This window comes from Actomonas spartinae (genome assembly GCF_051209155.1).
In the GTDB taxonomy this organism is placed as follows: Bacteria; Verrucomicrobiota; Verrucomicrobiia; order Opitutales; family Opitutaceae; genus Actomonas.
In genome coordinates this window covers 1,608,663-1,634,572 of sequence record NZ_JBPJGB010000001.1, presented here as the reverse complement: position 1 = coordinate 1,634,572, position 25,910 = coordinate 1,608,663, and the positions used below count along the sequence as shown (strand labels likewise).

Annotated in this window: 25 protein-coding genes; 1 reads left to right on the top strand and 24 read right to left on the bottom strand. The window is 63.8% G+C overall.

The window, feature by feature from the left end; all coding sequences use genetic code 11:
* Positions 1 to 9: 9 nt before the first annotated feature.
* From AC0MRV_RS06630 to uca, 4 genes are read right to left on the bottom strand one after another with little or no spacing between them, the layout of a single operon-like run.
* Positions 10 to 723 (bottom strand): urease accessory protein UreF, encoded by a 714-nt coding sequence (locus AC0MRV_RS06630; protein WP_472763654.1) that lies wholly within the window; start codon positions 721 to 723, stop codon positions 10 to 12.
* On the bottom strand, positions 695 to 1,162 hold the full coding sequence (locus AC0MRV_RS06625; RefSeq protein ID WP_472763653.1) for an urease accessory protein UreE: 468 nt from the start codon (positions 1,160 to 1,162) through the stop codon (positions 695 to 697). The genes AC0MRV_RS06630 and AC0MRV_RS06625 overlap by 29 nt, the downstream gene beginning before the upstream one ends.
* An 11-nt stretch (positions 1,163 to 1,173) precedes the next feature.
* The gene (atzF, locus tag AC0MRV_RS06620) at positions 1,174 to 2,853 is read right to left on the bottom strand and encodes an allophanate hydrolase (protein ID WP_472763652.1); all 1,680 of its coding nucleotides are present in this window, start codon (positions 2,851 to 2,853) and stop codon (positions 1,174 to 1,176) included.
* 8 nt (positions 2,854 to 2,861) lie between these two features.
* Positions 2,862 to 6,485 carry an urea carboxylase gene (gene uca, locus AC0MRV_RS06615; RefSeq protein WP_472763651.1) on the bottom strand — a complete coding sequence of 1,208 codons (3,624 nt, stop codon included), beginning with the start codon at positions 6,483 to 6,485 and terminating at the stop codon, positions 2,862 to 2,864.
* Positions 6,486 to 6,556: 71 nt separating this feature from the next.
* On the opposite strand from uca, the gene AC0MRV_RS06610 reads away from it, so the two are divergent.
* Positions 6,557 to 6,925, top strand: coding sequence for a four helix bundle protein (locus AC0MRV_RS06610; RefSeq protein ID WP_472763650.1), 369 nt, complete (start codon positions 6,557 to 6,559; stop codon positions 6,923 to 6,925).
* 42 nt (positions 6,926 to 6,967) lie between these two features.
* Here AC0MRV_RS06610 and AC0MRV_RS06605 read toward each other — a convergent pair whose 3' ends face one another.
* The 20 genes from AC0MRV_RS06605 to urtC form a co-directional block, all read right to left on the bottom strand.
* Positions 6,968 to 7,633 carry an urea amidolyase associated protein UAAP2 gene (locus AC0MRV_RS06605; RefSeq protein WP_472763932.1) on the bottom strand — a complete coding sequence of 222 codons (666 nt, stop codon included), beginning with the start codon at positions 7,631 to 7,633 and terminating at the stop codon, positions 6,968 to 6,970.
* 15 nt (positions 7,634 to 7,648) lie between these two features.
* Positions 7,649 to 8,380, bottom strand: coding sequence for an urea amidolyase associated protein UAAP1 (locus AC0MRV_RS06600; protein ID WP_472763649.1), 732 nt, complete (start codon positions 8,378 to 8,380; stop codon positions 7,649 to 7,651).
* A 2-nt stretch (positions 8,381 to 8,382) separates the two neighbouring features.
* Complete coding sequence (nikR, locus tag AC0MRV_RS06595) at positions 8,383 to 8,850, bottom strand: nickel-responsive transcriptional regulator NikR (RefSeq protein ID WP_472763648.1); 468 nt, start codon at positions 8,848 to 8,850, stop codon at positions 8,383 to 8,385.
* A gap of 36 nt (positions 8,851 to 8,886) precedes the next feature.
* Positions 8,887 to 9,735 carry a sugar phosphate isomerase/epimerase family protein gene (locus tag AC0MRV_RS06590; protein ID WP_472763647.1) on the bottom strand — a complete coding sequence of 283 codons (849 nt, stop codon included), beginning with the start codon at positions 9,733 to 9,735 and terminating at the stop codon, positions 8,887 to 8,889.
* The gene (locus tag AC0MRV_RS06585) at positions 9,732 to 10,601 is read right to left on the bottom strand and encodes a polysaccharide deacetylase family protein (RefSeq protein WP_472763646.1); all 870 of its coding nucleotides are present in this window, start codon (positions 10,599 to 10,601) and stop codon (positions 9,732 to 9,734) included. Before AC0MRV_RS06585 ends, AC0MRV_RS06590 begins: the two co-directional genes overlap by 4 nt.
* Before the next feature lie 2 nt (positions 10,602 to 10,603).
* The gene (locus AC0MRV_RS06580) at positions 10,604 to 11,269 is read right to left on the bottom strand and encodes a formylglycine-generating enzyme family protein (RefSeq protein ID WP_472763645.1); all 666 of its coding nucleotides are present in this window, start codon (positions 11,267 to 11,269) and stop codon (positions 10,604 to 10,606) included.
* Positions 11,266 to 12,036, bottom strand: a complete 771-nt coding sequence (locus AC0MRV_RS06575; protein ID WP_472763644.1) for an SDR family NAD(P)-dependent oxidoreductase — start codon at positions 12,034 to 12,036, stop codon at positions 11,266 to 11,268. The genes AC0MRV_RS06580 and AC0MRV_RS06575 overlap by 4 nt, the downstream gene beginning before the upstream one ends.
* A gap of 8 nt (positions 12,037 to 12,044) precedes the next feature.
* Positions 12,045 to 13,406, bottom strand: a complete 1,362-nt coding sequence (locus AC0MRV_RS06570; protein WP_472763643.1) for an aromatic ring-hydroxylating oxygenase subunit alpha — start codon at positions 13,404 to 13,406, stop codon at positions 12,045 to 12,047.
* Between the two features lie 20 nt (positions 13,407 to 13,426).
* Positions 13,427 to 14,788, bottom strand: a complete 1,362-nt coding sequence (gene glnT, locus AC0MRV_RS06565) for a type III glutamate--ammonia ligase (protein WP_472763642.1) — start codon at positions 14,786 to 14,788, stop codon at positions 13,427 to 13,429.
* A 33-nt stretch (positions 14,789 to 14,821) separates the two neighbouring features.
* Positions 14,822 to 16,249: a type III glutamate--ammonia ligase gene (locus tag AC0MRV_RS06560; RefSeq protein WP_472763641.1), complete on the bottom strand. Its 1,428-nt coding sequence runs from the start codon at positions 16,247 to 16,249 to the stop codon at positions 14,822 to 14,824.
* Between the two features lie 20 nt (positions 16,250 to 16,269).
* The gene (locus tag AC0MRV_RS06555) at positions 16,270 to 17,097 is read right to left on the bottom strand and encodes a creatininase family protein (RefSeq protein ID WP_472763640.1); all 828 of its coding nucleotides are present in this window, start codon (positions 17,095 to 17,097) and stop codon (positions 16,270 to 16,272) included.
* Positions 17,098 to 17,106: 9 nt separating this feature from the next.
* Positions 17,107 to 18,021: an ABC transporter ATP-binding protein gene (locus AC0MRV_RS06550; protein WP_472763639.1), complete on the bottom strand. Its 915-nt coding sequence runs from the start codon at positions 18,019 to 18,021 to the stop codon at positions 17,107 to 17,109.
* Between the two features lies 1 nt (position 18,022).
* On the bottom strand, positions 18,023 to 19,393 hold the full coding sequence (locus AC0MRV_RS06545) for an ABC transporter permease (protein ID WP_472763638.1): 1,371 nt from the start codon (positions 19,391 to 19,393) through the stop codon (positions 18,023 to 18,025).
* Between the two features lie 60 nt (positions 19,394 to 19,453).
* Entirely contained in the window at positions 19,454 to 20,449 is a 996-nt protein-coding gene (locus tag AC0MRV_RS06540) for an ABC transporter substrate-binding protein (RefSeq protein WP_472763637.1), read from the bottom strand.
* A gap of 212 nt (positions 20,450 to 20,661) precedes the next feature.
* Positions 20,662 to 22,431, bottom strand: a complete 1,770-nt coding sequence (gene ureC, locus AC0MRV_RS06535; RefSeq protein WP_472763636.1) for an urease subunit alpha — start codon at positions 22,429 to 22,431, stop codon at positions 20,662 to 20,664.
* 118 nt (positions 22,432 to 22,549) lie between these two features.
* Positions 22,550 to 22,858 carry an urease subunit beta gene (locus tag AC0MRV_RS06530; RefSeq protein ID WP_472763635.1) on the bottom strand — a complete coding sequence of 103 codons (309 nt, stop codon included), beginning with the start codon at positions 22,856 to 22,858 and terminating at the stop codon, positions 22,550 to 22,552.
* A gap of 10 nt (positions 22,859 to 22,868) precedes the next feature.
* Positions 22,869 to 23,171 carry an urease subunit gamma gene (locus tag AC0MRV_RS06525; RefSeq protein ID WP_472763634.1) on the bottom strand — a complete coding sequence of 101 codons (303 nt, stop codon included), beginning with the start codon at positions 23,169 to 23,171 and terminating at the stop codon, positions 22,869 to 22,871.
* Between the two features lie 12 nt (positions 23,172 to 23,183).
* Positions 23,184 to 23,993: an ATP-binding cassette domain-containing protein gene (locus AC0MRV_RS06520; protein WP_472763633.1), complete on the bottom strand. Its 810-nt coding sequence runs from the start codon at positions 23,991 to 23,993 to the stop codon at positions 23,184 to 23,186.
* Between the two features lie 11 nt (positions 23,994 to 24,004).
* Positions 24,005 to 24,760 (bottom strand): urea ABC transporter ATP-binding protein UrtD, encoded by a 756-nt coding sequence (gene urtD, locus AC0MRV_RS06515; protein WP_472763632.1) that lies wholly within the window; start codon positions 24,758 to 24,760, stop codon positions 24,005 to 24,007.
* A 26-nt stretch (positions 24,761 to 24,786) separates the two neighbouring features.
* Positions 24,787 to 25,908 (bottom strand): urea ABC transporter permease subunit UrtC, encoded by a 1,122-nt coding sequence (gene urtC / locus AC0MRV_RS06510; protein WP_472763631.1) that lies wholly within the window; start codon positions 25,906 to 25,908, stop codon positions 24,787 to 24,789.
* Positions 25,909 to 25,910 lie beyond the last annotated feature (2 nt).

Sequence of the window (25,910 nt, the reverse complement as noted above, 5' to 3'; positions counted from 1 at the left end):
GGCAATTGTTCAGGAAATGAAAAGTCGGGCCGCCGCCGTTTCGTGCCGCGCGGAGGCGATATCGAGCCAGGGGTTAAACCAGCCGATTTCTGCCCGCGGAATCTCCGCCGCGGCCGCCACCGTTGCCGGCGCGTGCTGCAGCGTTTCGGTCAGCAGGCTCTGCGCCGCATTCTGGCCGATCCGCAGCAACTTCATCGCCGCCGCCAACTGACCGGAAACCGTCGCGTAAAAAACGCCCCCCAACACGGCGCCCAACGGCGCCCCGTTCACGCCCCCCTCCAGGGCCGCCGCCACTGTCGCCGCGTGCGGCCAGGCATTCTCTTCCGCCCGCCGCGCAAATTCGGGTGCCAGCGAATCCGGGCGCAGGCGCGCCAACAGCTCCACGCGCTGGCGTCCCACGTTGCGACTGGCCACGCGCACTTCGCGCGTCGTCTTCAAGGCGCTGGCGAGTTCGCAGAGCTCACCCACCGCCACCCAGTCCCGCGCCACCAGCGCCCGCCACGCGTGCGCCACCACCGGGAGCTCGGCGCGCTCCAGCGACGGCAACACCGTTTGGAAATAGAAGGTGTGCAACGTCTCCGCATCCCGCAGCACGCCTTGATGCACCAGACCTTCCAGGCCGTAGGAATGCGCGTAACCACCCGTTGGGTAGAACGAATCCCCCGCCTGCAGTTGGCCGCAAAACCAGGCCGCGTCAGTGCCGATGGCTGGGTCCGAGTTCATGGCTGGCGGAGGTTTCATCGTGCCGGGCGAAGCGCCCCGGCCGAAAGACGGCGGTGGTCGGTGTAAAGGGAACTTGGATACGCTCGAGCAGTTGCCGCACCGCCCGATCGTCGATCGCCAGCAAACGGCGGGGTTCGGACATGAGCTCCAGGTGCAGGTTGCCCACCGCCCAGCCGATGCCCGCCGCGGCGCAGGGCGGGAAATCGAGCGCGATCGCCAGCACCGGTTCCGGTTGCTGCGCGATCACGTAGCGGGCGGTGTCGCTTTGCCAGACGCAGGTGTCGGGCCGCAGCGGTGCCGCCACCTCAAAGCCGAAGTCCGTCCCGTCGTCCGCCTGTCCGCGCCAGCGCCGCTTGGCCAGCTTCAGACGCTCCACCTTGATCGCCACAATCGGCAGGTCGGCGTTGAAATCGGTCAGCGGCGCATGGACGAGAATCATGGGGCGAACCATCAAGCCAACGAGCGGAGGTAGCCGCGCCAACCTCCAAATTCAGTCACATCGCGCGCGCCCTCCACCGCCACCGCTTCGCAGCAGAAACCCTGCAAGGCTTCACCGTTGGCGAGCTGCAGGGTGCCGATGCCCAAGGGCGCCGGAATTCCCGCCACAAAGCGGCCGTATTCCGCGATACCCAGTTCCCAGACCTCCACCTCAATCTCCGCACCGCCCCCGGCCACGCGCACCAAACCGGGCTTCGGCGGGGAAGTGTCGGGCAAGGCATACAAACGATAATCCGGCGTAGTCTGCGTGACTGCCACCTTGCGGGCCCCCAGCGAGGTGAGCTGGTGATTCAGCGGTAAGCCGGACAGGTGCGCCCCGCAGACCGCCACCCGCACCGTTCCCGCCGCCGTCAGCACCGGCGCCGGCGCCGGTTCACCAAGGAACTTCGCGCCCAGCCGCAACAAGCGGTCCTCCGCAAAGGCCGGAGCCGACAGCGTCACGCCCCACGGAATGCCGGTCGACAAACGCCCCACCGGCACGGCCAGAGCGCTCAGGTCGAGCAGGTTCATGTGGTTGGTGTAGAGCCCGAGATTGCTGTTCAACCGAATCGGATCCGCCGCCACTTGCTCCAGCGTATAACACGTCGGCGCGGTCGGCGTGAGCATCGCGTCGATCGTGGTCCAAACCGCCTCGGTCCGACGCCGGAGTTCCGCGAGGCGATATTGCGCCGCAAAGGCGGCCACGGCGGTCGCCCCCACCGCCCCGCCAATGATGTCCCGCGTGACCGGATACAGGGCCTCGGGCTTGGTCTCGATGAAGTCCCGAATCGCGGCGTAACGCTCGGCCACCCACGGCCCCTCGTAGAGCAATCGCGCGGTTTCGGTGAACGGCGCGTAGTCGATCTCGACGATCTCCGCGCCCAAATCGCGCCAGCGGGTCACCGCCACGTTGAACAAAGCGGCCGCCGACTCGTCTTCGCAAAAGTTAAGGTGCTCCCTGGCCGGCACACCGATGCGCCACGGGCGGGAACGGTCATCCACCGGCGGAGCCGCCGGCCGGCTGTAGGGATCCTCCGCGTCGTAAGCCGCCGCCACCGCGAGCACGTCCGCCGCATCGGCGATCGTGCGAGTAAAGATCGAAACGCAATCCAAGGTGCGGCAAGCCGGCACCACCCCGCGGGTGCTGAGCAGACCGCGGGTCGGTTTCAGACCGACCAATTCGTTGAACGCCGCCGGCACCCGACCGGAACCGGCGGTATCGGTGCCCAGCGCGAAGTCACATTGGCCGGTCGACACCGCCACGGCGGAACCACAACTCGAGCCTCCGGGAACCCACTCCGCCCCGAACGGATTCACCGGCACGCCGTAAGGCGTGCGCACGCCCACGAGGCCGGTGGCGAACTGATCCAAATTGCTTTTCCCGAGCGGCACCGCCCCGGCGGCCAGCAAGCGCTCGACCACGGTCGCACTGCGCTCCGGTGTGTATTCGTATTCCGGGCACGCAGCCGTGGTCGGCACCCCGGCCAGATCGATGTTGTCCTTGATCGCAAAGGTCGCCCCGCACAACGGTCCGTCCGGCGCCCGCGCCGCCCGCTCGCGCACCGCCGCGTCCGACAGCGGCGTGATCCACACCGGATTGTCCGCCTGCGCGGCACGTTGCTTCAGACAATGATCAATTCCCAGTGGCTTCATGTGAACCTTCAGTCGGTTTTGAGGATGATGAGTTTGTCACCGGCTTGGACGGGACGGCCTTCGACGCAGCGAACCTCAACCACCTCGCCCGCCAGCGCGGAGGCGACCGGGATTTCCATCTTCATCGACTCGAGGATGACCAGCACCTGACCGGCCTCCACGCGGTCACCGGGTTGCACCTGGATTTTCCAGACGTTGCCCGGCACGGCGCCCACCACGGGCTGTTGGCCCGGCGGCAACGGCGCGTCGTCGCCCAAAGCGGCGACCGCCGCTTCGGATTCGGCGGAGAAGTTGAGCTGCCCCGATTCCTCCCAACGCTGCCGCTCGGCCTCGAACGCCGCCTGTTGCTTGGTCTTGAAGGCTTCGACGCTGGCGGCGTTATCCGCCAGGAACCGCCGATAGTCGTGCATCCGAAACGTCTCGTGCTCGATGCGCAGCTTGAAGCGTCCCCGCGGAAAGTCCTCCCGGAACTGGGCGAGCTCCTCGGCGCTCACCTCGTAGAACCGAATCTGGTCAAAGAAGCGCAGGAGCCACGGTTTGCCCTCGGCGAAGTCGGCGGTCTGCCGCCAACGGTTCCACATTTGCACGGTGCGACCGATGAACTGGTAACCGCCCGGCCCTTCCATGCCATAAACGCAGAGGTATGCCCCACCGATGCCGACAGCGTTTTCCGGCGTCCAGGTGCGGGCCGGGTTGTATTTGGTGGTCACGAGGCGATGGCGCGGATCAACCGGCGTCGCAACCGGTGCGCCCAGATACACGTCACCCAAGCCCAACACGAGGTAGCTCGCCTCGAAGGCGATGCGCTTCACTTCGGCCACCGAATCCAGATCGTTGATCCGCCGAATGAACTCAATGTTGCTCGGGCACCACGGCGCGTCCTTGCGCACGATCTGCATGTATTTGCGGATCGCCAGCAGCGTCGACTCGTCCTCCCAGGACAGCGGCAGGTGCACGATGCGGGTCGGCACCTCGAGGTCGTCATTGTCCGGCAGCGTTTCCTCCAACTCGATGAGGATCGCCAGCAGCCGATCGAGCGGGAGCACCACCTGATCATAGTGGACCTGCAGCGAACGAATGCCCGGGGTCAGATCGACGATGCCCTCCGGGCGACATGCCTGCAGCGCGGTGTAGAGCGCGTGCACCCGGAAGCGGAGTTCGAGGTCGAGCACCATCGGGCCGAACTCAACCAACAAGTAGCGGTCACCGGCGCGCCGGTAGCAGACGGCCGGATTGTCGCCTCGCTCCGGCGTCGTGTGCAGGATGGCCGGCTCGGGTTCGGCGGTCCGCACCAACGGCGCCACTTCGCCACCGTCCAGGGCCGCGATCGCGGCGTCTTGCGCCGCTTCCGCCGCCCGCGCCGACTCGGCCGTGACGGGATGGAAGCGCACCTTGTCGCCGGGTTTGAGCTGACCCATTTTCCACAACTCACTGCGCACGATGGCCGCCGGGCAAACAAAGCCGCCGAGACTGGGACCATCCGGACCCAAGATGATTGGCATATCGCCGGTGAAATCGATCGCGCCGATGGCGTAGGCGTTGTCGTGGATATTGGAAGGGTGCAGTCCCGCTTCCCCGCCGTCCTGCCGTGCCCAACGCGGTTTGGGACCGATGAGTCGCACGCCGGTGCGGGCCGAATTGTAGTGCACCTCATAGGTGGCGGAAAAAAGATCGGCGATGTCTTCGGGTTTGAAGAAATCCGGCGCGCCGTGCGGCCCGTAGAGCACGCCGATGTCCCACGTGCGCGTCAGCGGTGGACGCAGCTTGACCGGCAACGCCGGGACCACGCCCTCACGCTGACGGCCACCCGCTGATTCGGCCAAGCGCAGCACGTCGCCAACGCGCAGCGCCCGACCGGCGTGACCGCCAAAGAGACCGAGGGTGAAGGTCGCTTTGCTGCCCAGATAGTCCGGCACATCCAAACCACCCGCGACGGCGAGGTAGGCGCGCATGCCCGGCGTGTCCGCGGTGGACGCGCCGATGCGCAACACCTGACCCGCCGCGACTTCGACACACTCGCCGTAGGCGACGGGCTGATCGTCCAAGGTCGCGGGCAGCGGCGACCCCACCAGCGCGATGGTGGTCGCGGTGTTGAAGCGCAAGGTCGGACCGGCCACGGTGATTTCCAACCCCGCCGCCGCCGCGTCATTGCCGAGCAAGCGATTGGCGAGGCGAAACGAAAAATGATCCATCGGCCCGGAGGGCGGCACGCCGACATCCCAGTAGCCGACGCGTCCGGGGTAGTCCTGCACGGTCGTCTGCGTGCCACCGTCCAAGACCTCGATGGTCGCCGCCGCGTAGGGCAGATCGGCCAGCGAACGCGTGATCGTGCGGCCTTCCTGAAACACCGCCGAGCTCACGATCTGGCGCAGGTAAACCAAGTTGGTCTCGAGCCCGTGCACCTGCGTTTCCGCCAAGGCCGCCGTCAGTTTCGCCAAGGCCTCTGCTCGATCGGCACCACGCACGATGATCTTCGCGATCATCGGATCGTAATAGGGCGAAACCTCGCTCCCCCGCTCCACCCAGGTTTCGACGCGCGCCGTCGGAGGAAACGAGAGGTCCGTGATCAATCCGGTCGAAGGCTGAAAGTTTTTCCCGGGATCCTCCGAATACAGGCGCACCTGAATCGACGCACCGTCACATTCGGATTTGAATTCGGTCAGCGAATCCAGCTCGCCCGCCGCCTGCTTGACCATCCACTCGACGAGATCGATGCCGGTGACTTCCTCCGTCACGCCGTGCTCGACCTGCAGCCGCGTGTTCACCTCGAGAAAATAGAACGCCGCACTGTCGGCATCGTAGACGAACTCGACCGTGCCCGCGTTGCGGTAGCCGGCGGATTCGCCAAGCCGCGCCGCGCAGTCCAACAACTCGCGGCGCACCGCGTCGGTCAGTCCGGGCGCCGGCGTTTCCTCAACCACCTTCTGGTTCCGACGCTGCGCCGAACAATCGCGTTCGCCCAAAGCGACTACGTGCCCCGCCCCATCGCCGAAGATCTGCACCTCAATGTGGCGGGCGTGTTCGACGAACTTCTCCAGGAATACCCCACCCTCCTTGAAGTTGTTCTTCGCCAACCGCTCAACCGAAGCAAAGGCCTCGGGCAAGGCCGTGGCGTCGCGGATCAGTTGCATGCCAATGCCGCCGCCACCCGCGGTGCTCTTCAACATGACCGGGTAGCCGATGCGCTCTGCCTCGGCCAGGGCCTCGTCGACCGAGGCGAGCAGGCCCGAGCCCGGCAGCAGCGGCACGCCCGCCTCTTCCGCCAAAGCGCGGGCGGTGTGCTTGAGCCCGAAGGCCCGCATGTTGTCCGGCGACGGCCCGATGAAGGCGATGCCGGACTGTTCGCAGGCCTCGGCAAAGGCGGGGTTCTCACTCAGAAACCCATAACCCGGATGAATCGCCTGCGCGCCGGTTTCGCGGGCGACAGCGAGAATCTTGTCGACATCCAGATAACTCTGCGCCGCCGGGGCCGGCCCGATGCAAACCGCCTCGTCGGCCTGCTCGACATGCAGCGAGCCGACGTCGGCCTCCGAATACACGGCGACGGAGCCGATGCCCATGCGCTTCAGGGTGCGAATGATGCGGCACGCGATGGCCCCGCGGTTGGCGATGAGAACTTTGGTGAAAGGCACGGTAGCAGTTGGTAGTTGGGAATTAGTAGTTTGGTCATTGGCGGCAGCGGCTTGTCCGCTAATTAACCTCCATGGCTACCTTCGCGTTGGACGACCTGCGGGTTTACGGAATGGCAGAGGAACTCGCCGACCTCGTATGGGATACCGTCAAAGATTGGGACAGCTTTGCGAAGTCCACCGTCGGTCACCAGTTGGTCCGCGCCGCAGACAGCGTGGGTGCCAACATCGCGGAGGGCTACGGCCGTGCTTCCCCACTCGATCACCAACGTTTTATCCGAATCGCCCGGAGTTCGCTCTACGAGGTGCGTCATTTCCTTCGACGCGCTGACAAACGAAACCTGGTGACCCGCCAACAAAAGTCGCCGCTGCAAGCGTTGCTCAAAAAGCTGCTCCCAGCGTTGAACGCCTACCTGCATTCTCTCGAGAAATCTCCTTCCTGAATCATTCACAGCGCGGACAAATTTCAAACTCCCAACTACAAACTACTCGGCGGTCTCCGCCGATGCGACGTCCCAGATCAGCACCTCGATGGGCGTGGGGTTCCAGCCGTTGCAAGGGTTGTTGAGCTGCGGGCAGTTGGAGATGAGACAGAGCACGTCGCGCTCGGCGCGAAGCTCGACGTAGCGGCCGGGCGCGGACACACCGTCGGCGAAGGTCAGACCGCCGTCGGGCGTCACCGGCACATTCATGAAGAAGTTGATGTTGCAGGTGATGTCGCGCTTGCCGAAGTCGTGGCCGCAGCCGCACTCCTGCGCCGCACGGATGAAGCTGTCGCGGCAGGCGTGCATCGACTCCTTCTCGTGGGCGTAGCGCATCGTGTTGCTCTCGCGTGAACAGGCCCCGCCCAACGTATCGTGCCGCCCGCAAGTGTCGGCCACGATGGTGAGCAGCGTGTCGCCCTGGGTCGAAATGAGTGGCGTGCCGGTCGTCAGGTAGAGCGCGCGTTGACGCCAGATCGTGTCGGAGGCGCTGTAGCGGTTCTCCGGATCATGCGCATCATAGAAGAGCGTATCCGCAGCTTGGTTACCCTCGAGATCGAGCAGGCGGATGACCTGCCCACGCTGCACGACGCCCGACCAGTGGTCGCCCGCGCCGACGATCTGGCGGTAGATGGCGTTGGCCGGATCCAAGGAGCTTTCGGTGAGAATAAAAGTGCTCATGGGTCAGAAACGCAGCGTGTGATAGGCCTCGGTGTTCTCGTGCGCCCGCAGGTTCTCCGGGCGCGACTGATAACACGGATCGGATGACGTGACCGGGACGGCTTCGAAGACCTCCAGTTTCACGGGACGCGGATGATACGCGGAATCGGGATCGAGCGGGTGCTGGCAGGTGTTGAGCACCACCAGCGTGTCCATTTCCAGCCGAAGCTCCACCTGAGCACCGGCCTTGGCGGCGGCGGCGACGAAGGTCAGTTTGCCTTCCTCGTCCGCCACCACCTTGCTGAAGAGGTTCAGGTTAGGCACGAGGTCGCGCTTCCCCAGGCCCCACTTTGCGAGCTCGATGAGGAAACACTCACGGCCATTGCGGTGAAAGTCGTTGTGAGCCTGCTGGTAAGTCTTCTCGCCGTATTTCGCCGCGACGAGTTTGGCGTCCGAGCATCCGCAGGCCGTGTCGTGCCAGCCCGCGGTATCGGCGGTGATCGACGCAAGCAGTCGGCCCATGTCGGAGTGCAGGCAATGGCCGGTGGTGAGCTGAAAGGTATGCTGCCCCTTGAGGGTGTCGGGCATGTTGTAGCGCTCGACCGTGAGGTGGGCGTTGAAGAGCAACAGCCCGACATTGGCGCCGCCTTCAAGGTCGGTGAAGCGCAGGGTGCGACCGCGTTTGATCACCCCGGACCACATGCCGGCGCCGCTGAGTTCGCGCGAGTAGAGTGGAATTGGAGAAACGGCAGCCATGGTCAGGACTTGGAATGAATGGGCGGCATGGTGAAGGTGGAGAGATTGAGGCTGCCGGTTTTCACGCCCTTGCAGGTAACCAGCTCGTCGGTGATGGCGCGCAGCTTCTGCGCCGGGCCCTGCACGACCATAACCTCCATGGTGTGATCGTCCTCCAGGAGCACGTGCAGCGAACTGATCACCTCGGCGATGTGCTTACGTTGGATGGCGGACAACTTGGCCCGCAGATCACTGGGTCGGTTGCCGTAGAACAGCGTGATCGTGCCGGTCATGACGGTCGCATCCTGCTCCCGCCCGAACTCGACCAGTTCCCGATTGATCAACTCGGTGACCGCTTGGGAGCGGTTGGCGAATCCGCGCTTGGCCAACATCGTGTCCAGCTGCCGCAGGGTCGATCCCGGCAAGGTCATGCTGATGCGCTCCGCGGTATCGCGGGGTTTGGGTTTGGTGGCTTTTCGGGCGGCGGGCATGACGGGATGCTGCAGAGCAGGAGTAATACCTTTCGATCACTTTATATTACTTTTTGTGACCAATTTTTCGACCAGATGGTCTTTCATCCACCGGTTCACTTCCCAAAGGTCAGCCACCGGTTCCGCCGTAAACGGCGCACACTGCAGGTAACCATCCGGACCGAACTCCGGCGTGATGGTGAACACCTCCCGGCCCTCCCCGACCGCGTGATCCACCAGGGTCTGCCACCACCGCACGTGGGCAGCGACATTGGCGGCATGTTCCGGGGCGGCGGGATGCGGCACCTGCGGCCCCTGGTCGTAGCCGACCCGGGCATGCAGGTGACTGCAGCGGGTCGCGAAGAAGGCCAGTAGCTCCGGATCGTCATCCATGACCAACCGCTCCGCCACGGCGCACCAGTGACTGAAATCGAGGTTCAGGCGCAGACCGGGCACCTCCCGGGCGATGGCCGCGGTCACCCACGGGTTGAAGGTCGAACGGCTGCGATGGGTTTCGACCGTGATGATGATTCCCAGCTCTTCCTGCAGCGCGAACACATCCGTATGAAAGGCGACCTGCGTCGCGAGCGGCCAGGCATCGAGCCCCGCCTGCGTGTTGACGAAGATCGGTCGCAAGGGCTGCGCGCGCTCAATCGCGCGCCGCAAGTCGTCGAGGTGCGAGGCCGGTGAACGCCGATGATCCGGCACATAGTTTCCGCCGGTGGTGGCCTCGGCGATGTAGTCGAAACCCAACGCGTCGAGCTGCGCCCGAAAGTCCGTCGCGACAGCGGGGTCGGAAGGAGGCGGTCCTTCGATGCCGTTGAACCCCGCTTGCTCGGCCAGGGTCACAGCCTCCGACAGTGACCCTTCGTGGCCCCACAGGGTTTTGAAATAGGCGATTTTCATGCGCGTTTTCCTTCCAGGCAGATTTCACGGCGGGCCTCGGGGTGGTCTTTCACGTAGCGGGCAATCTCGCTGCCCGTCGCGAACCACACGTCGCCGGTCGCCTGCATCGCGCCGAGCAGGCGCTCCAGCATTTGCACCCGCGATGGCCGACCCGAGAGCCACGGGTGCAGGGTGAGGTTAAAGCAGCAGCCGTAGGCCCGCATGGCCTCAAACTCGCGCCACCACAGGGTGTAGACCTTGTCGACGTCCTCCGGCATGAAACCCCAGGCCGGCTCGGCGTTGAAGGCGAACTGTTCCCAGTCTTCCAGCAACCATTGTCCGGGAATCTCCACCATGCCGTTTGGATGCACGTAGGGCGCATCGTCGTCCATCAGGCTGGCGCTGTAGGCAAAGCCCTGCTCCCCCAAGAGCGCGATCGTGCCCGGGTTGAGCTCAAACCACGGCGCCCGATAGCCGGTCGGGCGCAGACCCAGGACACGGTCCATGATGGCGAGACTTTGCGCGAGGACCGCGCGCTCCTGGTCGGGATTGAGCGTGATCAACTTCTCGTGCAGGTGACCGTGCGCGCCGATCTCGTGACCGGCATCGCGAATCGCCGCGCAGGTCTGCGGGTAGGTTTCGACGATGTAGGTCGGGATAAAAAAGGTCGCCCGGATCCCGAGGTGTTCGAGCAGTCCCAGCAGGCGCGGCACGCCGACGGTCGGTCCGTAACGCGTCTGCGACATTGTGGTCATCCGCGCGGCGAGTTCGGCGCCTTCGCTGAGCGCCGTGGTTTCGCCATCGACGTCAAAGCAGATCATGGCGGCGCAGCGCTTGCCGTGCGGCCAGCTGAATCGAGGCGCGGGCGCGTAGGGGCTTGGCGTCATGGTCATGGAGAAACTTTCTCGCGCAGCACCCGAAACCCGAGGTTGTCGTGGCGCGTGCCCGCCGGCAGGGCATCCCGACCGGAAAGGCGCAGCAGCCGCGGCAGGTAATCCCACGCGCCACCTCGCACCACCCGCCGCGCCGGATCCGGCGCGGCCGCGGGCTCGAGCGTGGGCGTCCACGCCGAGGCCGTCCACTCCGCCACATTGCCCAGCATGTCGCCGAGGCCGTAGTCATTCAGCGGATACTGACCGACCGGCACGCGTTTTCCGGGTCCGACTCGATCGCCACGTTCGTCGTAAAAATAGCAGGCCTCGGCAGGCGTGAGCGTGTCGCCAAATTGAAAGATGCTCTCCCCACCCGCCCGCGCGGCGTATTCCCACTCGACCTCGGTCGGCAGCCGGTGCCGGGCGCCCTGTCCCGCCGACAGCCAGGCGCAGAAGGCCTGCGCGTCGTCCCACGAGACATTGACCACCGGCAAATCAGACGGCTCGCGACTCGCATCAAAGGCCGCGTAGTCGGCCTCGGTCACCGGAAACACACTCAGCTCAAACTCGGCTTCGATCGTCACCGTGCGGCGCGGGCGTTCGGCGGCGCCGACAAACTTGTCGTTGTCGCGCCCGCCAAAGCGAAACTCACCCGCTGGGATCTGGACGAAGCGCAGGCTCATTCGACCCACGCGCCCCCTTGGAATTCCCGCGGCGGCACCGTGTCGTAGCGTTCCCACCCCGCCTGAATGCCCCCGTCGACCGGCAGGTTCACGCCGGTGAGGTAACTCGCGTCGTCCGACGCCAGAAAGTGAAACGCCGCCGCGATCTCCTCCACCTTGCCCAGTCGGCCCAACGGCGTGCGTTCGCTGGCGAACGGGATCTCCGGATTGTCGGGGATGTTCATCACCGCCGGGGTTTCAATCGTGCCGGGACACACGCTGTTGACCGTGATGCCACGCGGGGCGAGTTCGAGCGCCGCGACTTTGGTGAGGTGCATGACTGCCGCTTTGGAGGTGCTGTAAATCGCGGCACCCGGCACGCCCACCGCGCCGACGAACGAGCCCGTGTTAAGGATGCGACCGCCCGCCGCCATCAGCCGGGCGGCGTGTTTGATGCCCCAGACCACGCCGTGCACATTCACGGCGAAAGTCCGCTCCAACAGCGCAGGTGTGATCTCATCGAGCTGCACACCCAGCGGTTGGATGCCGGCATTGTTCACCATGATGTCGAGCCGACCGTGCTCCGCCACCACCGCGTCCAGCCCATCTGCGACTTGGGCTTCGTCGCTCACGTCAACCCGGCGCACGGCGAAGTCGGCATCCACACCAGGCTGTCGATCGAACCCCACCACCGTGGCGCCGGCCGCACGCAAGCGTCGCGCCACCGCGAGGCCGATGCCAGACGAGGCGCCCGTGACCACTGCGACTTTGCCGGCGAGAGAAAACATGGCGAAACTCAGGAGCGTTGCGACGGTGCGGCCGGGCGATCCATCGTCGGCCAGGTGCTGCGGCCACGCGCCGCAAGGTAGCGCTGGATCTGCCAGATCGACATCTCGAGGTGGCTGAGACGTCCGCGTTGATGACCGGCGGCATACATGCCGCGCTGCACCGCACAACAGACCTCCATGTCTTCGAGATGAAAGTCCACTGCCTGCCGCGCCATCTCGGCGCGCATGGTCTCGAAGTTCGGATGCGCCACCGCGGCCGGCGAGGCCAGCACCGTTGTGAGCAACTTCAACTTGTTCGGCCCCAGCGGCTGGATGCGATACCACACCGCGGCATCCGGCGTGACCAGGAAGGTGAAGATCGGATAGCCGAGAAAGAGGCCCCACTCGAAACGATCCTCACCCTGCAAACCCGGGATGGGCGGGAACACATCCCACTGTTCGCCCTTGGCTTCGGCGGCCGCGATTTCGGCGCGCACCTTTTCCTTAAACGGCAGATGACAGCGAATGTAGTGGGGGCGCTCCTCTTCGTTCCAGGTATCGCGGGCCGGCATCATGGGTTGGAGCGTCGTGGAGTGCGCGCCGGCGTGATGATACGACTCCATGAAGTTTTCCGTCAGCACCTTCCAGTTGAAGGGACAGTCCCATTCCTTTTCGACCACGACCTGATGGTCGGCGAGGTTCCACTTGCTCAGGTGCTCGCCCAGCGTGGCGTATTGCTCCGCGACTGACTTCGGCGCCTGGCCGTCGAGATTCACAAAAATGAAGCCCTGCCACACCTCGCTGCGGTAGCGCCGAAGGCCGACATCATCGCGACAGAAGCCCTTGGCCTGCTGCATCTCGGGACAGGCTTTCAACTGACCATCGAGTTCAAAGGTCCACGAGTGGTAAGGGCAGAGAAAGAGCCGGGTGTGACCGCAGCCGGGTTTGCCCTCGCGCGGCTCGGCCGGACCGTGACCGTCGTGCCCAAAGCCCGGCGGCATGATGTCCATCGCCCGGTGCGGACACACCCGGGACAGCACCTGAATCGTGTTGGACTTGTCGCGCACCACGATGAGCGGATCGCCAAACAGATCGAGGTTGAGGAAGTCGCCGATGGCCGGGATCTGCGACACGTGCGCGAGGCAATACCACTCGGCTTGGAAGACGTGTTTCACTTCCCAGTCGAAGAAGGCCTGGCTGGTGTAGGCCTGCGGCAGCAGCGATTCGGCCTCCTCCAGCGGCAGGTCGGCGCAGCGCGTGATCTCCGCCAAAATCTCTTCGACGGAAAGCTCCGGTTGCGCGGGACCGGTGCGAACCTGGGCGGTGTAGGTGAGGGTCTCCGCGGAGGCGGCGGACGCGGCGCGGACCTGGGTTTCAGTGAAACGTGACATGATGAAAAGAGGGCCGGCGTTCAGTAGAGCCGCGCGTAGGTATCGACCTCCCACTGGCTGACGCGCTGGTGATATTGGCGCCATTCCTCGGCCTTGTAGGTGATGAACTCCTGCGCCAATTCGGGACCGAGGGTGGCGGTGACAAAGGGATCGGCCGCGAAGGCCTCGACCGCTTCGTGCAGGGTGCGCGGCAGTTCCTGAATGCCGCGTTCGGCGAGCTGAGCATCGCTGAGCTCGTAGAGGTTCACCTCCTGCGGGAGGCCGGGATCGAGCTTGTCGCGGATGCCTTCGAGGCCGGCCGCGAAGACGAGCGTCGCCGCGAGGTAGGGATTACACGCGGCATCGGCGTTGCGGGACTCGACGCGACCACCACCGCCGGGAATGCGCACCGAGTTGGTGCGGTTGTTGCGGCCGTAGGAATTAAAGACGGGCGCCCACGAGTAGTAGGACATGAGGCCGCGGCGCACGAGCCGCTTGTAGCTGTTGACCGTCGGCGCGAAGGCCGCGCAGAGAGCCGGACCGTGTTTCAGGATACCGCCGACAAAGTGATACCCCAGCTCGGTGAGCCCGAGTCCCCGCGGATCGTCGGCCGGGTCGCGTTCGAAGAGGTTCGCGCCGGTTTCGAGATCGCAGAGCGACATGTTGAAGTGGGCGCCGCTGCCGGTCTTGTCGGCAAAGGGTTTGGGCATGAAGGTCGCCAACAAACCCTCCTCGGCCGCGTAATGTTTCGCCATCATGCGAAAGAAAATGAAGCGGTCGCACATCGTGACCGCGTCGGCGTATTTGAAGTCGAACTCGAACTGCGAGTTGGCGTCCTCGTGGTCAAAGGAATACAGGTCCCAGCCCATCGCATCGATGGCGGTGGCCATCTTGTCGAGCCACGGGTAGCGATCCATGAAGCGCTTGAAATCGTAACAACTCTTCACGAGGTCGTCGTCGGGATTGGGCACGGCGAGCGAACCGTCCGGGTTTTGCTTCAGCACAAAGACCTCGCACTCGATGCCGAGGTTGAGTCCGAAGCCCATCGCCTTCGCCTGCTCGGCGACCTTCTTCAGCGCGACGCGCGTGTTGATCGCATAGGGTTCGCCGCGGAAGGTGTTGTCCGCCGGCATCCAGGCGACCTCGGGTTGCCACGGCAACTGCACGATGCCGTCGAGGTCAGGCACGCTGGCAATTTCGTCATCATTGGGCCCCTGCCCCAGTCCATCCAAGGCATAGCCGGTGTAGAGTTCGGAACCGGCGGCGAAGGAGGCAAAGTGGCTGAGCGGCGTGACCTTGCCTTTCGGCACGCCGTGCAGGTCGACGTAGGCACCGACGCAATACTTGACCCCCTTGGCGGCGAGGTCGGCTTGAATCACGGCAATCTCTTCGGGCGTTTTCATGCGAGGAGCGAGGTGCAGAGATGGGCAAACCGTTCAGATGAAACGCAGGCGACGGGCCTTGTGTTCCGGGTTGATCGGGAAGAAGGCCTCGTCCCACTCGCGCTGCTTCTGGGCGAGGTAGATGTCGCGCATTTCAGCCCCGAAGGCTTTTTCGACGATCGGGTCGGCCTCGAACGCCTCGATCGCGTGCAACAGCGTGCGCGGCAGGAAGGGCGTGCCGCTGGCCTTGAGCTGCGCGGGCGTGAGCTCATAGGTCGATTCGTTGAGGGGCTGCCCCGGATCGAGTTCCTGCTCAATGCCGTCGAGCCCGGCGGCGAGCGTGATGGCAAGCGCAAGGTAGGGATTGACCGACATGTCCGGCGCGCGGTTTTCGACGCAGTAACGGTTCGGCGGCACGCGCAGCATGGCGGAGCGGTTGTTATTGCCGTAGGCGACGAGGATGGGCGCCCAACTCACGTCGGCCATGGCGCCCTGCGCGATGAAGCCTTGGTAGCTGTTGTAGGTCGGCGACGTGACCGCGGTGATCGCGCCGGCGTGCTTCAACTGGCCGGCGGCGAAGTGGTAGGCGAGCTTGGAGCACCTGATGCCGTATTTGTCGATGAAGGGGTTCCCGTCCGGCTCCGGCGCGAAGAGATTCTCCCCGGTCTCCAGGCTGGCGAGTGACATGTTGAAATGGTTGCCGCTGCGGAAGTCGTCCTCGTAGGGCTTCGGCATGAAGGTCGCGACCAGGCCGAGCGACTCGGCGACGTTCTTGGCCATGAGGCGCAGAAAGACAAAGCGGTCGGAGGTCGTGAGCGCGTCGGCGTAGTTGAGGTCGAACTCGAATTGGCTGTGCCCGCCTTCCTGATCGAAGGAGTAGAGCCCCCACCCCAGCTCCTCGATATAATCGGACATCTTTTCCAAGAACGGGAGCGAACCCAGCGTCTGGTGCACATCGTAAGCCGGGCACAATCCTTGATAACGATAGCGGGCAATCATCTCCGTCTCACGGGACGGCGCGTCGGGTCGCACGACGTAGAACTCAGGCTCGGTGCCGACATTGAACTTCAGGCCCATCGCGGCGGCGCGCTCGAGCTGCCGTTTCAGGATCACGCGGCTGTCATTCCCATAGGGCGCACCGTGGTAGTAGAGGTCGCCGAAAAAGTAACCGACGCGTTTGTCCCAGGGGCAGATGGTGAGCGTGTCGAGATCCGGCACGGCGGCACACTCGTCCTTCTCCGGGCCGACAAGCCCCATGCCTTCCATCGCGCCCACCGTGAAAAGCTCGGAACCTTGAGCGACTTTCTCGAGCACGCCGACCGGGTTCATCTTCGCCTTCGGCACCCCATGCACGTCGACGTAGGTGGAGACGATGAACTTGCAGCCTGCATCGGCGAGCGCGGCCTGCGTCTTTTGCAGTTTGGCGGGATCGACCGTGAAGTCAGCGGGCGTGGCGAAAACGGGAACGGAGTCGGAGGACATAAAAAAAGAGGGTTCAGGTTTTAGAGCAGCGGCGTGGTCACGTCGGACCATTCACTCGGCGGCAGCGGCGGAACTTCGGTCTTCGCCAACTCGATTTTGGCGGCGAGCGCTGCGCCCATTTCGAGGAGCAGCGACTGGCCGCGCTCGGCGGTGCCCTCCGACGGCGCACCCGTCAGGCCGTTGAGGCTGGTCTGCGCGACCGGGCAGGAAAACACCATGCCGCCGGTGCGGTCCGGGTCATCCTCGGCCTGACTCATGTCGACCAACTCAGGCGCGAGGAAGAGCATGAGGTCGGTCTCGGCCTTGTTGGCGTGGAGGTCTTCCGCATCGCTGATGAAATAGTCCCAGATCGCCGGGCTCAGGCGGAAGGTGTGCAGCAGCCCGATCTGCAGTTTGCCGAGGTGGCGCACCCGCGCCTGATCGAGCGCAACCCGCAGCGAGGCATCGTTCCCGAAATGGGAGTTCACCCAGAGGATCCGACGCCAGCCCATGTGCACCGCCCACGCGGTCCACTCGGCCATGACGGCGATGAAGGTTTCGTGCTGGAGCGAAAAGGTGCCGGGCCACTTGCCGGTGTGGCCGGACGAAACCGTGTAGGCCAGGGCCGGCGCCACCCACGCACCGCTCATGGCCGAGGCCAGGTCGCAGACCGCGGTGCCGATGCAGGTATCCGTATTGATCGGCAGGTGCGGCCCATGCTGCTCGGTCGCGCCGATGGGCAGGATGAGCACGGCGTGCTCATCGCGCGCCGCCTCTCCCACGGTTGGCCAACTCAGGTCCTCGAGCCGCCGCGGGAGCCCGAGCTTTCGGGCCTGCAGCAAGTCGAGCAAGGGGGTCGCGATCGGCATGGCGGGGACTCAGAAAACGGTATCATCCGGCGCGGTCATGCGCGTGATGTTCAGCCCGGACTTGTTGGCAACCTTGGGGTCGTTGCAGGGCGGGTGAATGAGGTGCTCGATGTGTTGCTTCGTGGCCAGGAATTCGGGCGACACGATGCAGTCATCGGCGCGCGGCCGCGGCACCGGCGACTCGATGATTTCGTTCACCCGACCGGGGTGCGCATCCAAAACCAGGATACGGTCGGAGAGATACACCGCCTCCTCAAGGTCGTGGGTGATGAAGAGGATGGTCACCTCCACATTGCGCCAGATCTCGAGCAGACTTTCCTGCATCTGGAAACGGGTCTGCGCGTCGAGCGCCCCGAAGGGTTCGTCCATCAGCAGGATACGCGGCCGGTTCGCGAGCGCCCGGGCGATGGCGGTGCGCTGTTTCATGCCACCGGAGAGCTCAAAGGGATAGGCGTTCTCGAAGCGCGACAGCCCCACCATATCGATCCAGAAGCGGGCATCGCGCTCGGCCTCGGTCTCGCTCGTGCCGGCGGTCATTGGCCCGAACATCACGTTGCGCTTCACAGTCAGCCACGGAAACAGCGTGTAACCTTGAAAGACCATGCCGCGATCCGCACCGGGGCCGCGCACAGGATGGCCATCGAGCAGGACTTCGCCCGAAGTCGGGTAGTCCAGGCCGGCCAGGATGCGAATGAGCGTCGACTTGCCGCAGCCGGACGGACCAATGACGCAATTGAACTCCCGCCGGCGGATGGAGAAATTGATGTCCTTGAGTGCGTGGACGGGGCCGCTCGCGGAGTTGAAGGACTTGTTGAGCCCCTTCACTTCCAGCACGACCGGGCGCTGGTGGAAACGAGTGAAGCGCTCGCGCACCGCGGGCGATTGATCGCGGTAGTCGGGCAAGGATGCGTTTGCAGCCGTCATATCAGGAAACAGACCGCTCCTTGGCGGCGTTCATAAACCAACGCGGAATCCACAGCGCGACGCGGATGACACCGCGCGTGACCGGGCCCGCCGGTTCGCCGAGCCACGGAAAGAGCGGGCGATGCAGCCAGGCCAGAAACTGATCGGTGAAGTAGCCGATCAGACCGATGAGGATGATGATCGGGTAGACGTTGTCGAAGTTGCGCCAGCGGCCCTGCGTTTCGATGAACTCGGTGAGGCCGGACTTCACGCCGATGAGTTCGGCGATGACCAACCAGGTCCAGGCCCAGCCCAGCATGATGCGCAGGTCGTTGTAGAGGTTGGGCAGAATGCCAGGCAGCGTGACACGAAAGAGCAGATGCTTTTGCGATGCGCCGAGCGTCTGCGCGGCTTCGAGCAGGGAGCGGTCGAGCAGGCGCGTTGTTTTGGCGAGCACGAGGATCATTTGGAAAACCGTGCCCAGCACGATCATCGCGACCTTGGGTCCGTCGTTCACCGCGAGGATGGCCACGAGGACGGTCGAGAAAGTCGGCGCCGGCATGTAGCGGAAGAAGTCCACAAAGGGTTCGACCAACTTCGAAAAGAGCGCGATCGAACCGCAGAGCACGCCCAGTGGGATGCCGATCACGCAGGAGATGAGGAAGCCGGTGAAGACAATGTTGACCGAGTGGGCAGTGCGTTCGGCCATGGTGGGCTGCCCGTCATCGACCGGCTTGGTGAAGGCGCGGATTCCGGACAGCAGCGCTTTATGCGGCTCCGGCAGGTAGTCGGGGTTGGCGAGTCGCCCCTGGGGAACCAGCTTGTAGAGCGGCAGCTCAGGAAAGGTGTCCTTGTCGTAACGGTCGCCACTCGCGGAAAGCAGCGCCCAGTTGCGGCGCACCAGCTCGAGGTTCTCCTCGGTCAGCGCCGGATCGGTCGCCACCAGACGGCCGGTGGCCAAACCACCCCAGACATCAAACATCGCTGCGGTGTCGCGCTCCTGCTCCGAAGTGATCCAACCGTGAGCCACGGCGAGCGGCGAGAGTTGGCGCAACTGTTTGATGTTGTCGCGCCGACTCGATCCCGCGGTCTCCGTGGTCCCGGCATGAATGGCGCCGGTGGCGGCGTTCTCCGTCCGGATCGCCTCCTGGAATTCACCGAAGAAATCGCGCCCGACGTGGTCGCCTGGCACGTAGACCGAGGTCGAGTCCGCCCGCGTCACCGGCAGGCTGAGTTCGATGTCAGGGTGCCAAATGAAGGGCACGTAACTGACCACCGACCACAGCAACAGCGGCAGCAGGAAGGAGAGCGCCGTGAGGATGGTGGGACGTGAGCCGGTAAGCTCCCGCCCCACCTCAATCCACGGACGACGATAGTTCCGTTGGGAGGCCACGTGAAAGGCGTTGGGATTGAAGTCGGTGGGGCGAGTTGCCCCGTTGTATTCAACCCATGATCACATCGATTCCTTGAGCACCTCGAGCGTGAGGCTCGGGTCGAGATACTTCTCGATCGGCTCGGGCGAACCGTAGACTTCGAACTTCACGTTGAAGTCATCGACGATCTTGGAGGAACCGTAGAGCGAACCCAAACCTTCGGCATCCGCCCAGATCTTCGCCGCCTCGGCGGCCGTGAGAATGTAGGTGCCCTGCAGGAAGGGCTCGTATTCGTCGGGGCTTACGCTGACCTTCGACGACATGATGTCCAAAACCTCATCGAGGTTGTCCTCATCCTTCATGTAGTCGACGACTCGATACCAAACTTGGACGACCTTTTTCCACTCGGCGCGGCGGGACTCGAGGCTCTCGGGGGAAGCGTAGAGCAAATCGTAGATGATGCCCGGGGCATCGGCCGAGGTGAAGAGGGTCTTGGAGCCATCCACCAGTTTGAGGGCCTGGCCGGAGCTGGGCTGCCAGGCACAGATGGCATCAACACCGCCGCTGGCGAGAACCTGCGGCGCTTCGCCATTGGGCACATTCACCACCTCGACATCCGCTTCGCTCAGGCCAGCACTTTCCAGCGCGGTAAGCAGGAGCAGGTGCGACACGAAACCCACCTCGACGCCAACTTTTTTGCCCTTCAGGTCCTTGACCGAGGAGAGGCCGGCGCGACCGATGAGCATGTCGTTACCGTTGGAATAATCGTTGCAGATGATCGCGACCGAGGGCTTGCCGGTCGCGCCCGTCACGAGCGCGTCGCCGTTGGTCATCGACACCGCGTCCAGCGCACCGGCGGCATAGGCATCCATGGACTCGACGTAGTCCATGAACTGGAAATCAACCTCGACACCAGCTTCCTTGAACCAACCCTTCTTGAGCGCTATCTCCCAGGGCAGCCATCCTGGCCAGTCACTGTAACCGATCTTGAGCGGCGCGGCGGAGAGGGACGAAACGAGGAGACCGGCGGCAGCGGTCGCCGTGAGCGCGAAGCGCGCAAGCGGACGAAGGAGCATGTTCATCGAGTAATACTTTTTGACGTTTTTGTGTTACCGAAAGGTTCCACCCCCTGAGCACTTGGTGTGCCATCCATCGCCGCAGTCGGGTCGATAAAACGTGCTATGAATCGATTCTATGCGAAGGACGTTCCGGACTGCGCAGAACTGCACGCAGCGCCAATAGCCGGCGCCGCCAAGCGTCGGAAAACGGGCAACGCAGAACGCGTTGCTCAGAACAAAAAGTAACGCTGCGCGAGCGGCAGCACGGTCGCGGGTTCGCAGGTGAGATGCTCCCCGTCGGCCTTCACCGTGTAGGTCTCCGGATCGACTTCGATCTTCGGCATGGCGTCGTTGAGCACCATGTCGGCTTTACCGATCGCGCGGCATTTGAGCACCGGTTCGATCCGGCGTGAAAGGCCCAACGAACCGGGGCCGTTGGCTTCGTCCATCGAAGCCTGGCTCACAAAAGTCAGGCAGGTGCTGCCGAGCGCCTTGCCGGCCGCGCCCCACATGGGTCGATAAAACGTCGGTTGCGGCGTAGGGATCGAAGCATTCGGATCGCCCATGTTGGCCCACGCAATGAAGCCGCCCTTGAGCACGAGCTCCGGTTTCACGCCAAAGAAAGCCGGCTTGAAGACGGCAAGGTCGGCGAGCTTCCCGATCCCGATCGAGCCGATGATGTGTCCCATACCGTGGGTGATCGCAGGATTGATGGTGTATTTGGCCAGGTAGCGCAGGACGCGAAAGTTGTCGGCGGCGGCGTGCTTCGGCCCGGTGAGTTTGCCGAACTGCAGCTTCATCTTGTGCGCGGTTTGCCAAGTGCGGCAGATGACCTCGCCAATGCGACCCATGGCCTGGGAGTCGGACGACATCATGGAGATCGCACCGAGGTCGTGCAGCCGATCCTCCGCCGCGATCGTTTCGGGACGAATGCGCGATTCGGCGAAAGCGACGTCTTCGGGGATCTTGGAGTCGAGGTGATGGCAGACCATGAGCATGTCGAGGTGCTCATCGATGGTGTTCACCGTGAACGGACGCGTCGGATTGGTCGACGACGGCAACACGTTGGGTTCACCGCAGACACGGATGATGTCCGGAGCATGCCCCCCACCCGCGCCTTCCGAGTGGTAAGTGTGGATGGCGCGTCCCTTGAAGGCGCCGAGGGTCGATTCGACGAAGCCGGCTTCGTTGAGGGTATCGGTGTGAATCGCCACCTGCACATCGAACTCCTCCGCCACCCCCAGGCAGGTGTCGATGGCGGCCGGGGTCGTGCCCCAGTCTTCGTGGAGCTTGAGACCGAGGGCGCCGGCCCGGACCTGTTCGCGCAGGGGCTCCGGCGTCGAGCAGTTACCCTTGCCGAGGAAGCCAAGGTTGATCGGGTAAGCCTCGGCGGCTTCGAGCATGCGGTGAATGTTCCAGGCTCCCGGCGTGCACGTCGTCGCCAGCGTGCCGTGCGCAGGGCCGGTGCCGCCGCCCAACATGGTGGTGAGGCCGGAGCTGATGGCTTCGTTGATCTGCTGCGGGCAGATGAAGTGGATGTGCGAGTCGATGCCACCGGCGGTGACAATGCAGCCCTCGGCGGCCAGCGCCTCAGTGCCCGCGCCCACGATCATCGGATCCTTCTTGCCGGTCTTCGGATCGGCAAACACGGAACCGATGCCGCTTTGAATCCCGGGATTGCCGGCGTGGCCGATGCCGACGATGACGCCGTGTTTCACCCCGATGTCGGCTTTGATCACGCCGAGCACCGGATCGAGAATCGTCGCATTGGTGATGACCAGATCGAGCGAGTCGGCGTCGCAGGCCGTGGACGACTGACCCATGCCATCGCGAATGACCTTGCCGCCGCCAAATTTGACCTCGTTGCCATAACCCGCCGCTTCGGCGATGAGGTCACGTTCGACCTCGATGAACAGTTCCGTATCTGCGAGCCGAACCTGATCGCCCACGGTGGGCCCGAACATTTCAGCGTATTGGCGGCGAGTGAATTTTAGGGACATGGCGGGAATCCTGGAGAAATGGTTTTTAAACCACGGATGAACACGGATGGACACGGATTGATTCCGTGACTTTCCGATCTGTGTTCATCTGTGTTCATCCGTGGTTGAAAAACTGCGCCTATAAAGGTCCGTTGATTTTGGCGTTGAGGCCGTAGACTTCGCGGGTGCCGGCGAGGGCGACGAGTTCGACCCGTTTGGTGTCGCCCGCCTCAAAACGCACGGCGGTGCCGGCGGGGATGTTGAGGCGGAAGCCACGGGCGGCCGCACGGTCGAAATCGAGTTCGTCGTTGGCTTCGTAGAAGTGAAAATGCGAACCAACCTGCACGGGGCGATCGCCGGTGTTCACGACCTCGACCGAGATCGTCTCCAGGCCGGGGTTGGCTTCGAGATCAGGCGCGTTGGCGGGGATGATTTCTCCGGGGATCATGGGGCAGCCTTCAACGGATGGGGTTGTGCACGGTGACGAGTTTGGTGCCGTCGGGGAAGGTGGCTTCGACCTGCACCTCATGGATCATGTCGGCGATGCCCTCCATGACGTCGTCTACCTTCAGAATGGTGGTGCCGAAGCTCATGAGCTCGGCGACGGATTTTCCGTCGCGGGCACCTTCGATGATCTCGTAGGTGATGATCGCCACGGCTTCAGGGTAGTTGAGCTTGAGCCCCCGCGCCTGGCGGCGCCGGGCGAGGTCGGCCGCGGTCACGACCATGAGCTTTTCAATTTCGCGCGGGGTAAGGTGCATTAAGAATACGAACTAAACTTGGAGATGGGTGGCGACGACTTCGTCGGTCAACTCGGCAATCGCGCCCGAGGCGGTGATGGTGCCGCGATCCATAGCGTAAAAGCGATCCGCGACCTCGCGGCAGAAATCGACGTATTGCTCCACCAGCAGAATCGCGAGGGCCTTTTCTTCGTGGAGCTTCTGCACCGCCGCCATGATTTCCGCGGCCTCCTTGCGCCCGGGCGCGGTGACTTCCTCCTCTGGCACGGGGTTGACCTTCAGCTTCTTCAGCGTGTCACCAATCTGGTCGATGATGGAGGGCTGAATTCCCTCCGTGGGCTCGTCGAGGATGAGGAGTTTGGGTTCGGTAAGCAGCGCGCGGCCGATCGCGAGTTGTTGCTGCTGGCCGCCGGACAGGACGCCGCCTTTGCGGCTGAGCATCTCCTTGAGCACCGGAAAGAGTTCGAAAACACGATCCTGCGCCCGGGCCGCCTGTTTGCCCTTGATGCCATGCACGACCAGACCGACGCGCAGGTTCTCCTCCACCGTGAGATGGGGGAAGATGTCCCGCCCCTGCGGCACGTAACCGATGCCGAGCCGGGCCCGTTGGTCGGCCGCAAGTTTGTGGATGGGTTGACCCGCCAGTTCGATCGAACCGGCGCGCACCGGCAGCGCCCCGGTGATCGAGCGCAAGGTGGTGGTTTTCCCCACCCCATTGCGCCCCATCAGCGCGACCACTTCGCCGGCATTCACCGCCAGTTCGAAGCCGCGCAGAATGCGGGAACCGCCGATGTCGGTTTCCAGCGCGGTGATTTGCAGGACAGGCGTATTCGTGGATTCCATACGTCGCTCCCTCAATCGTGTTTGCCGCGCCCGAGGTAGACCTCGCGGACCTTTTGGTTGGCCTGCACTTCGTCGAACTTGCCCTCAAAGAGCACGGTGCCCTGGTGCAGGACGGTGACATCGGAATCCCGCGCGATTTGCTTCACAAAAGTCATGTCATGCTCGACCACCACGAGGCTGTGTTTGCCCGCGAGGGAGAGCAGCAGCTCACCGGTGCGATGGGTTTCTTCGTCGGTCATGCCCGCCGCCGGCTCGTCGATGAGCAGCACCTGCGGGTCCGAGGCGAGCAGCATGCCGATCTCCAGCCACTGCTTCTCACCGTGAGCCAACGCGCCCGCCTTCCAGTCGCGCTTGGCATCGAGGCGGATAAGTTTGAGCAACTCGTCGAGACGGTCGGACTGGGTGGAGCTCAGGCGGAAGACCAAGGAAGCAAAGACGCCGCGCGTGCCCTGCAGGGAAAGCAGCAGGTTCTCCCAGACCGTGTGGTTCGAATAGACACTGGGGGTCTGAAACTTGCGGCCGATGCCGAGTCGGTTGATCTGATACTCGTTAAGGCCGGTGAGGTCGTTTTCGCCAAATTCGATCTTACCCTTGTCGGGTTTTGCGCGACCGGTGATCAGGTCGAAAAAGGTCGATTTACCGGCGCCATTGGGGCCGATGATCGTGCGCAGTTCACCTTTGAAGAGGTAAAAATTGAGGTCGGTGATCGCCTTGAAGCCATCGTAGCTTTTGGAGACGTCTTCGACGTTGAGAATCGGATGCGGCATGGCAGCGAAGGAGCGCGGGCGGCGGATCAGCCTTGTTCGGCAGCGGGTTTTTTCTCCGGCAGCAGGCTGCGCAGCCAGAGCCAGACGGGCTTGAGACGTTCCGGCAGACTGACCAAACCGCCGGGCAGAAAGAGCACCACGATGATGAACAGGCCGCCCAGCAGCAGCAGCCAGGAGTCGGGATAAGCCCGGGTCGCCCAGCTCTTGAGCATGTTGATGGAAACCGCTCCGAGAATGGGGCCGAGCAAGGTGCCGCGACCGCCGACGGCCACCCAGACCACGGCCTCAAGCGACTTCTCCGGGATCATCTCACTGGGGTTGATGATGCCCACCTGGGGCACGTAGAGCGCGCCGGCCACACTCGCGATCAGCGCCGCCAGGACAAAGACGAACAATTTGAAATGCGCCGCGGCGTAGCCGCTGAAGAGCACCCGATTCTCGCCGTCGCGAATCGCCTGTTGCACCAGGCCGAACTTGGTGCGGCTCAACAAACGACACCCGGCGTAGACCAGCACGAGCACCACGCCGGTCGCGATGTAGAGGCCGCGCTGCGTCGAGGCGGTGAGCAGATCGAAGCCGAGAATGAACTTAAAATCCGTGAACCCGTTGTTGCCGCCCATCAGCAGGTTGTTGCGGAAAAACATGATCGAGGCCGCATAGGTCAGCGCCTGGGTGAGGATGGAAAAATACACCCCCTTGATGCGCGAACGGAACGCAAGGTAACCGAAGATGTAGGCCACGATACCCGGCACCAACAGGACCATGGCGAAGGCGAAGGGGAAGCTGTCGAAGGGCTCCCAGAAACTCGGCAGCTCCTTCCAACCGAGAAAAACGAGAAAGTCCGGGATGGGCTGCTGGTATTGCCCCAGATCACCGATCATACGCATGAGATACATGCCGTGCATGTAACCCCCGAGGGAAAAGAAGAGCGCCTGCCCCAGGCTCAGCAGGCCCGTGTAACCCCACAGCAGGTCGACCGAAATCGCGAGCAGGGCGTAGCAAAGGTATTTGCCCCAAAGGTTGATCGTGAAGTTGCTGATCACCCCTTGCGCATTGAGCAGCGGGAAGACCACCAGCATCACAAAGACAAGGACACCGGCGACGATGAGTTCGGCCTTCAGGCGGGAGTTGTCGGGGGCGGGAATCATGG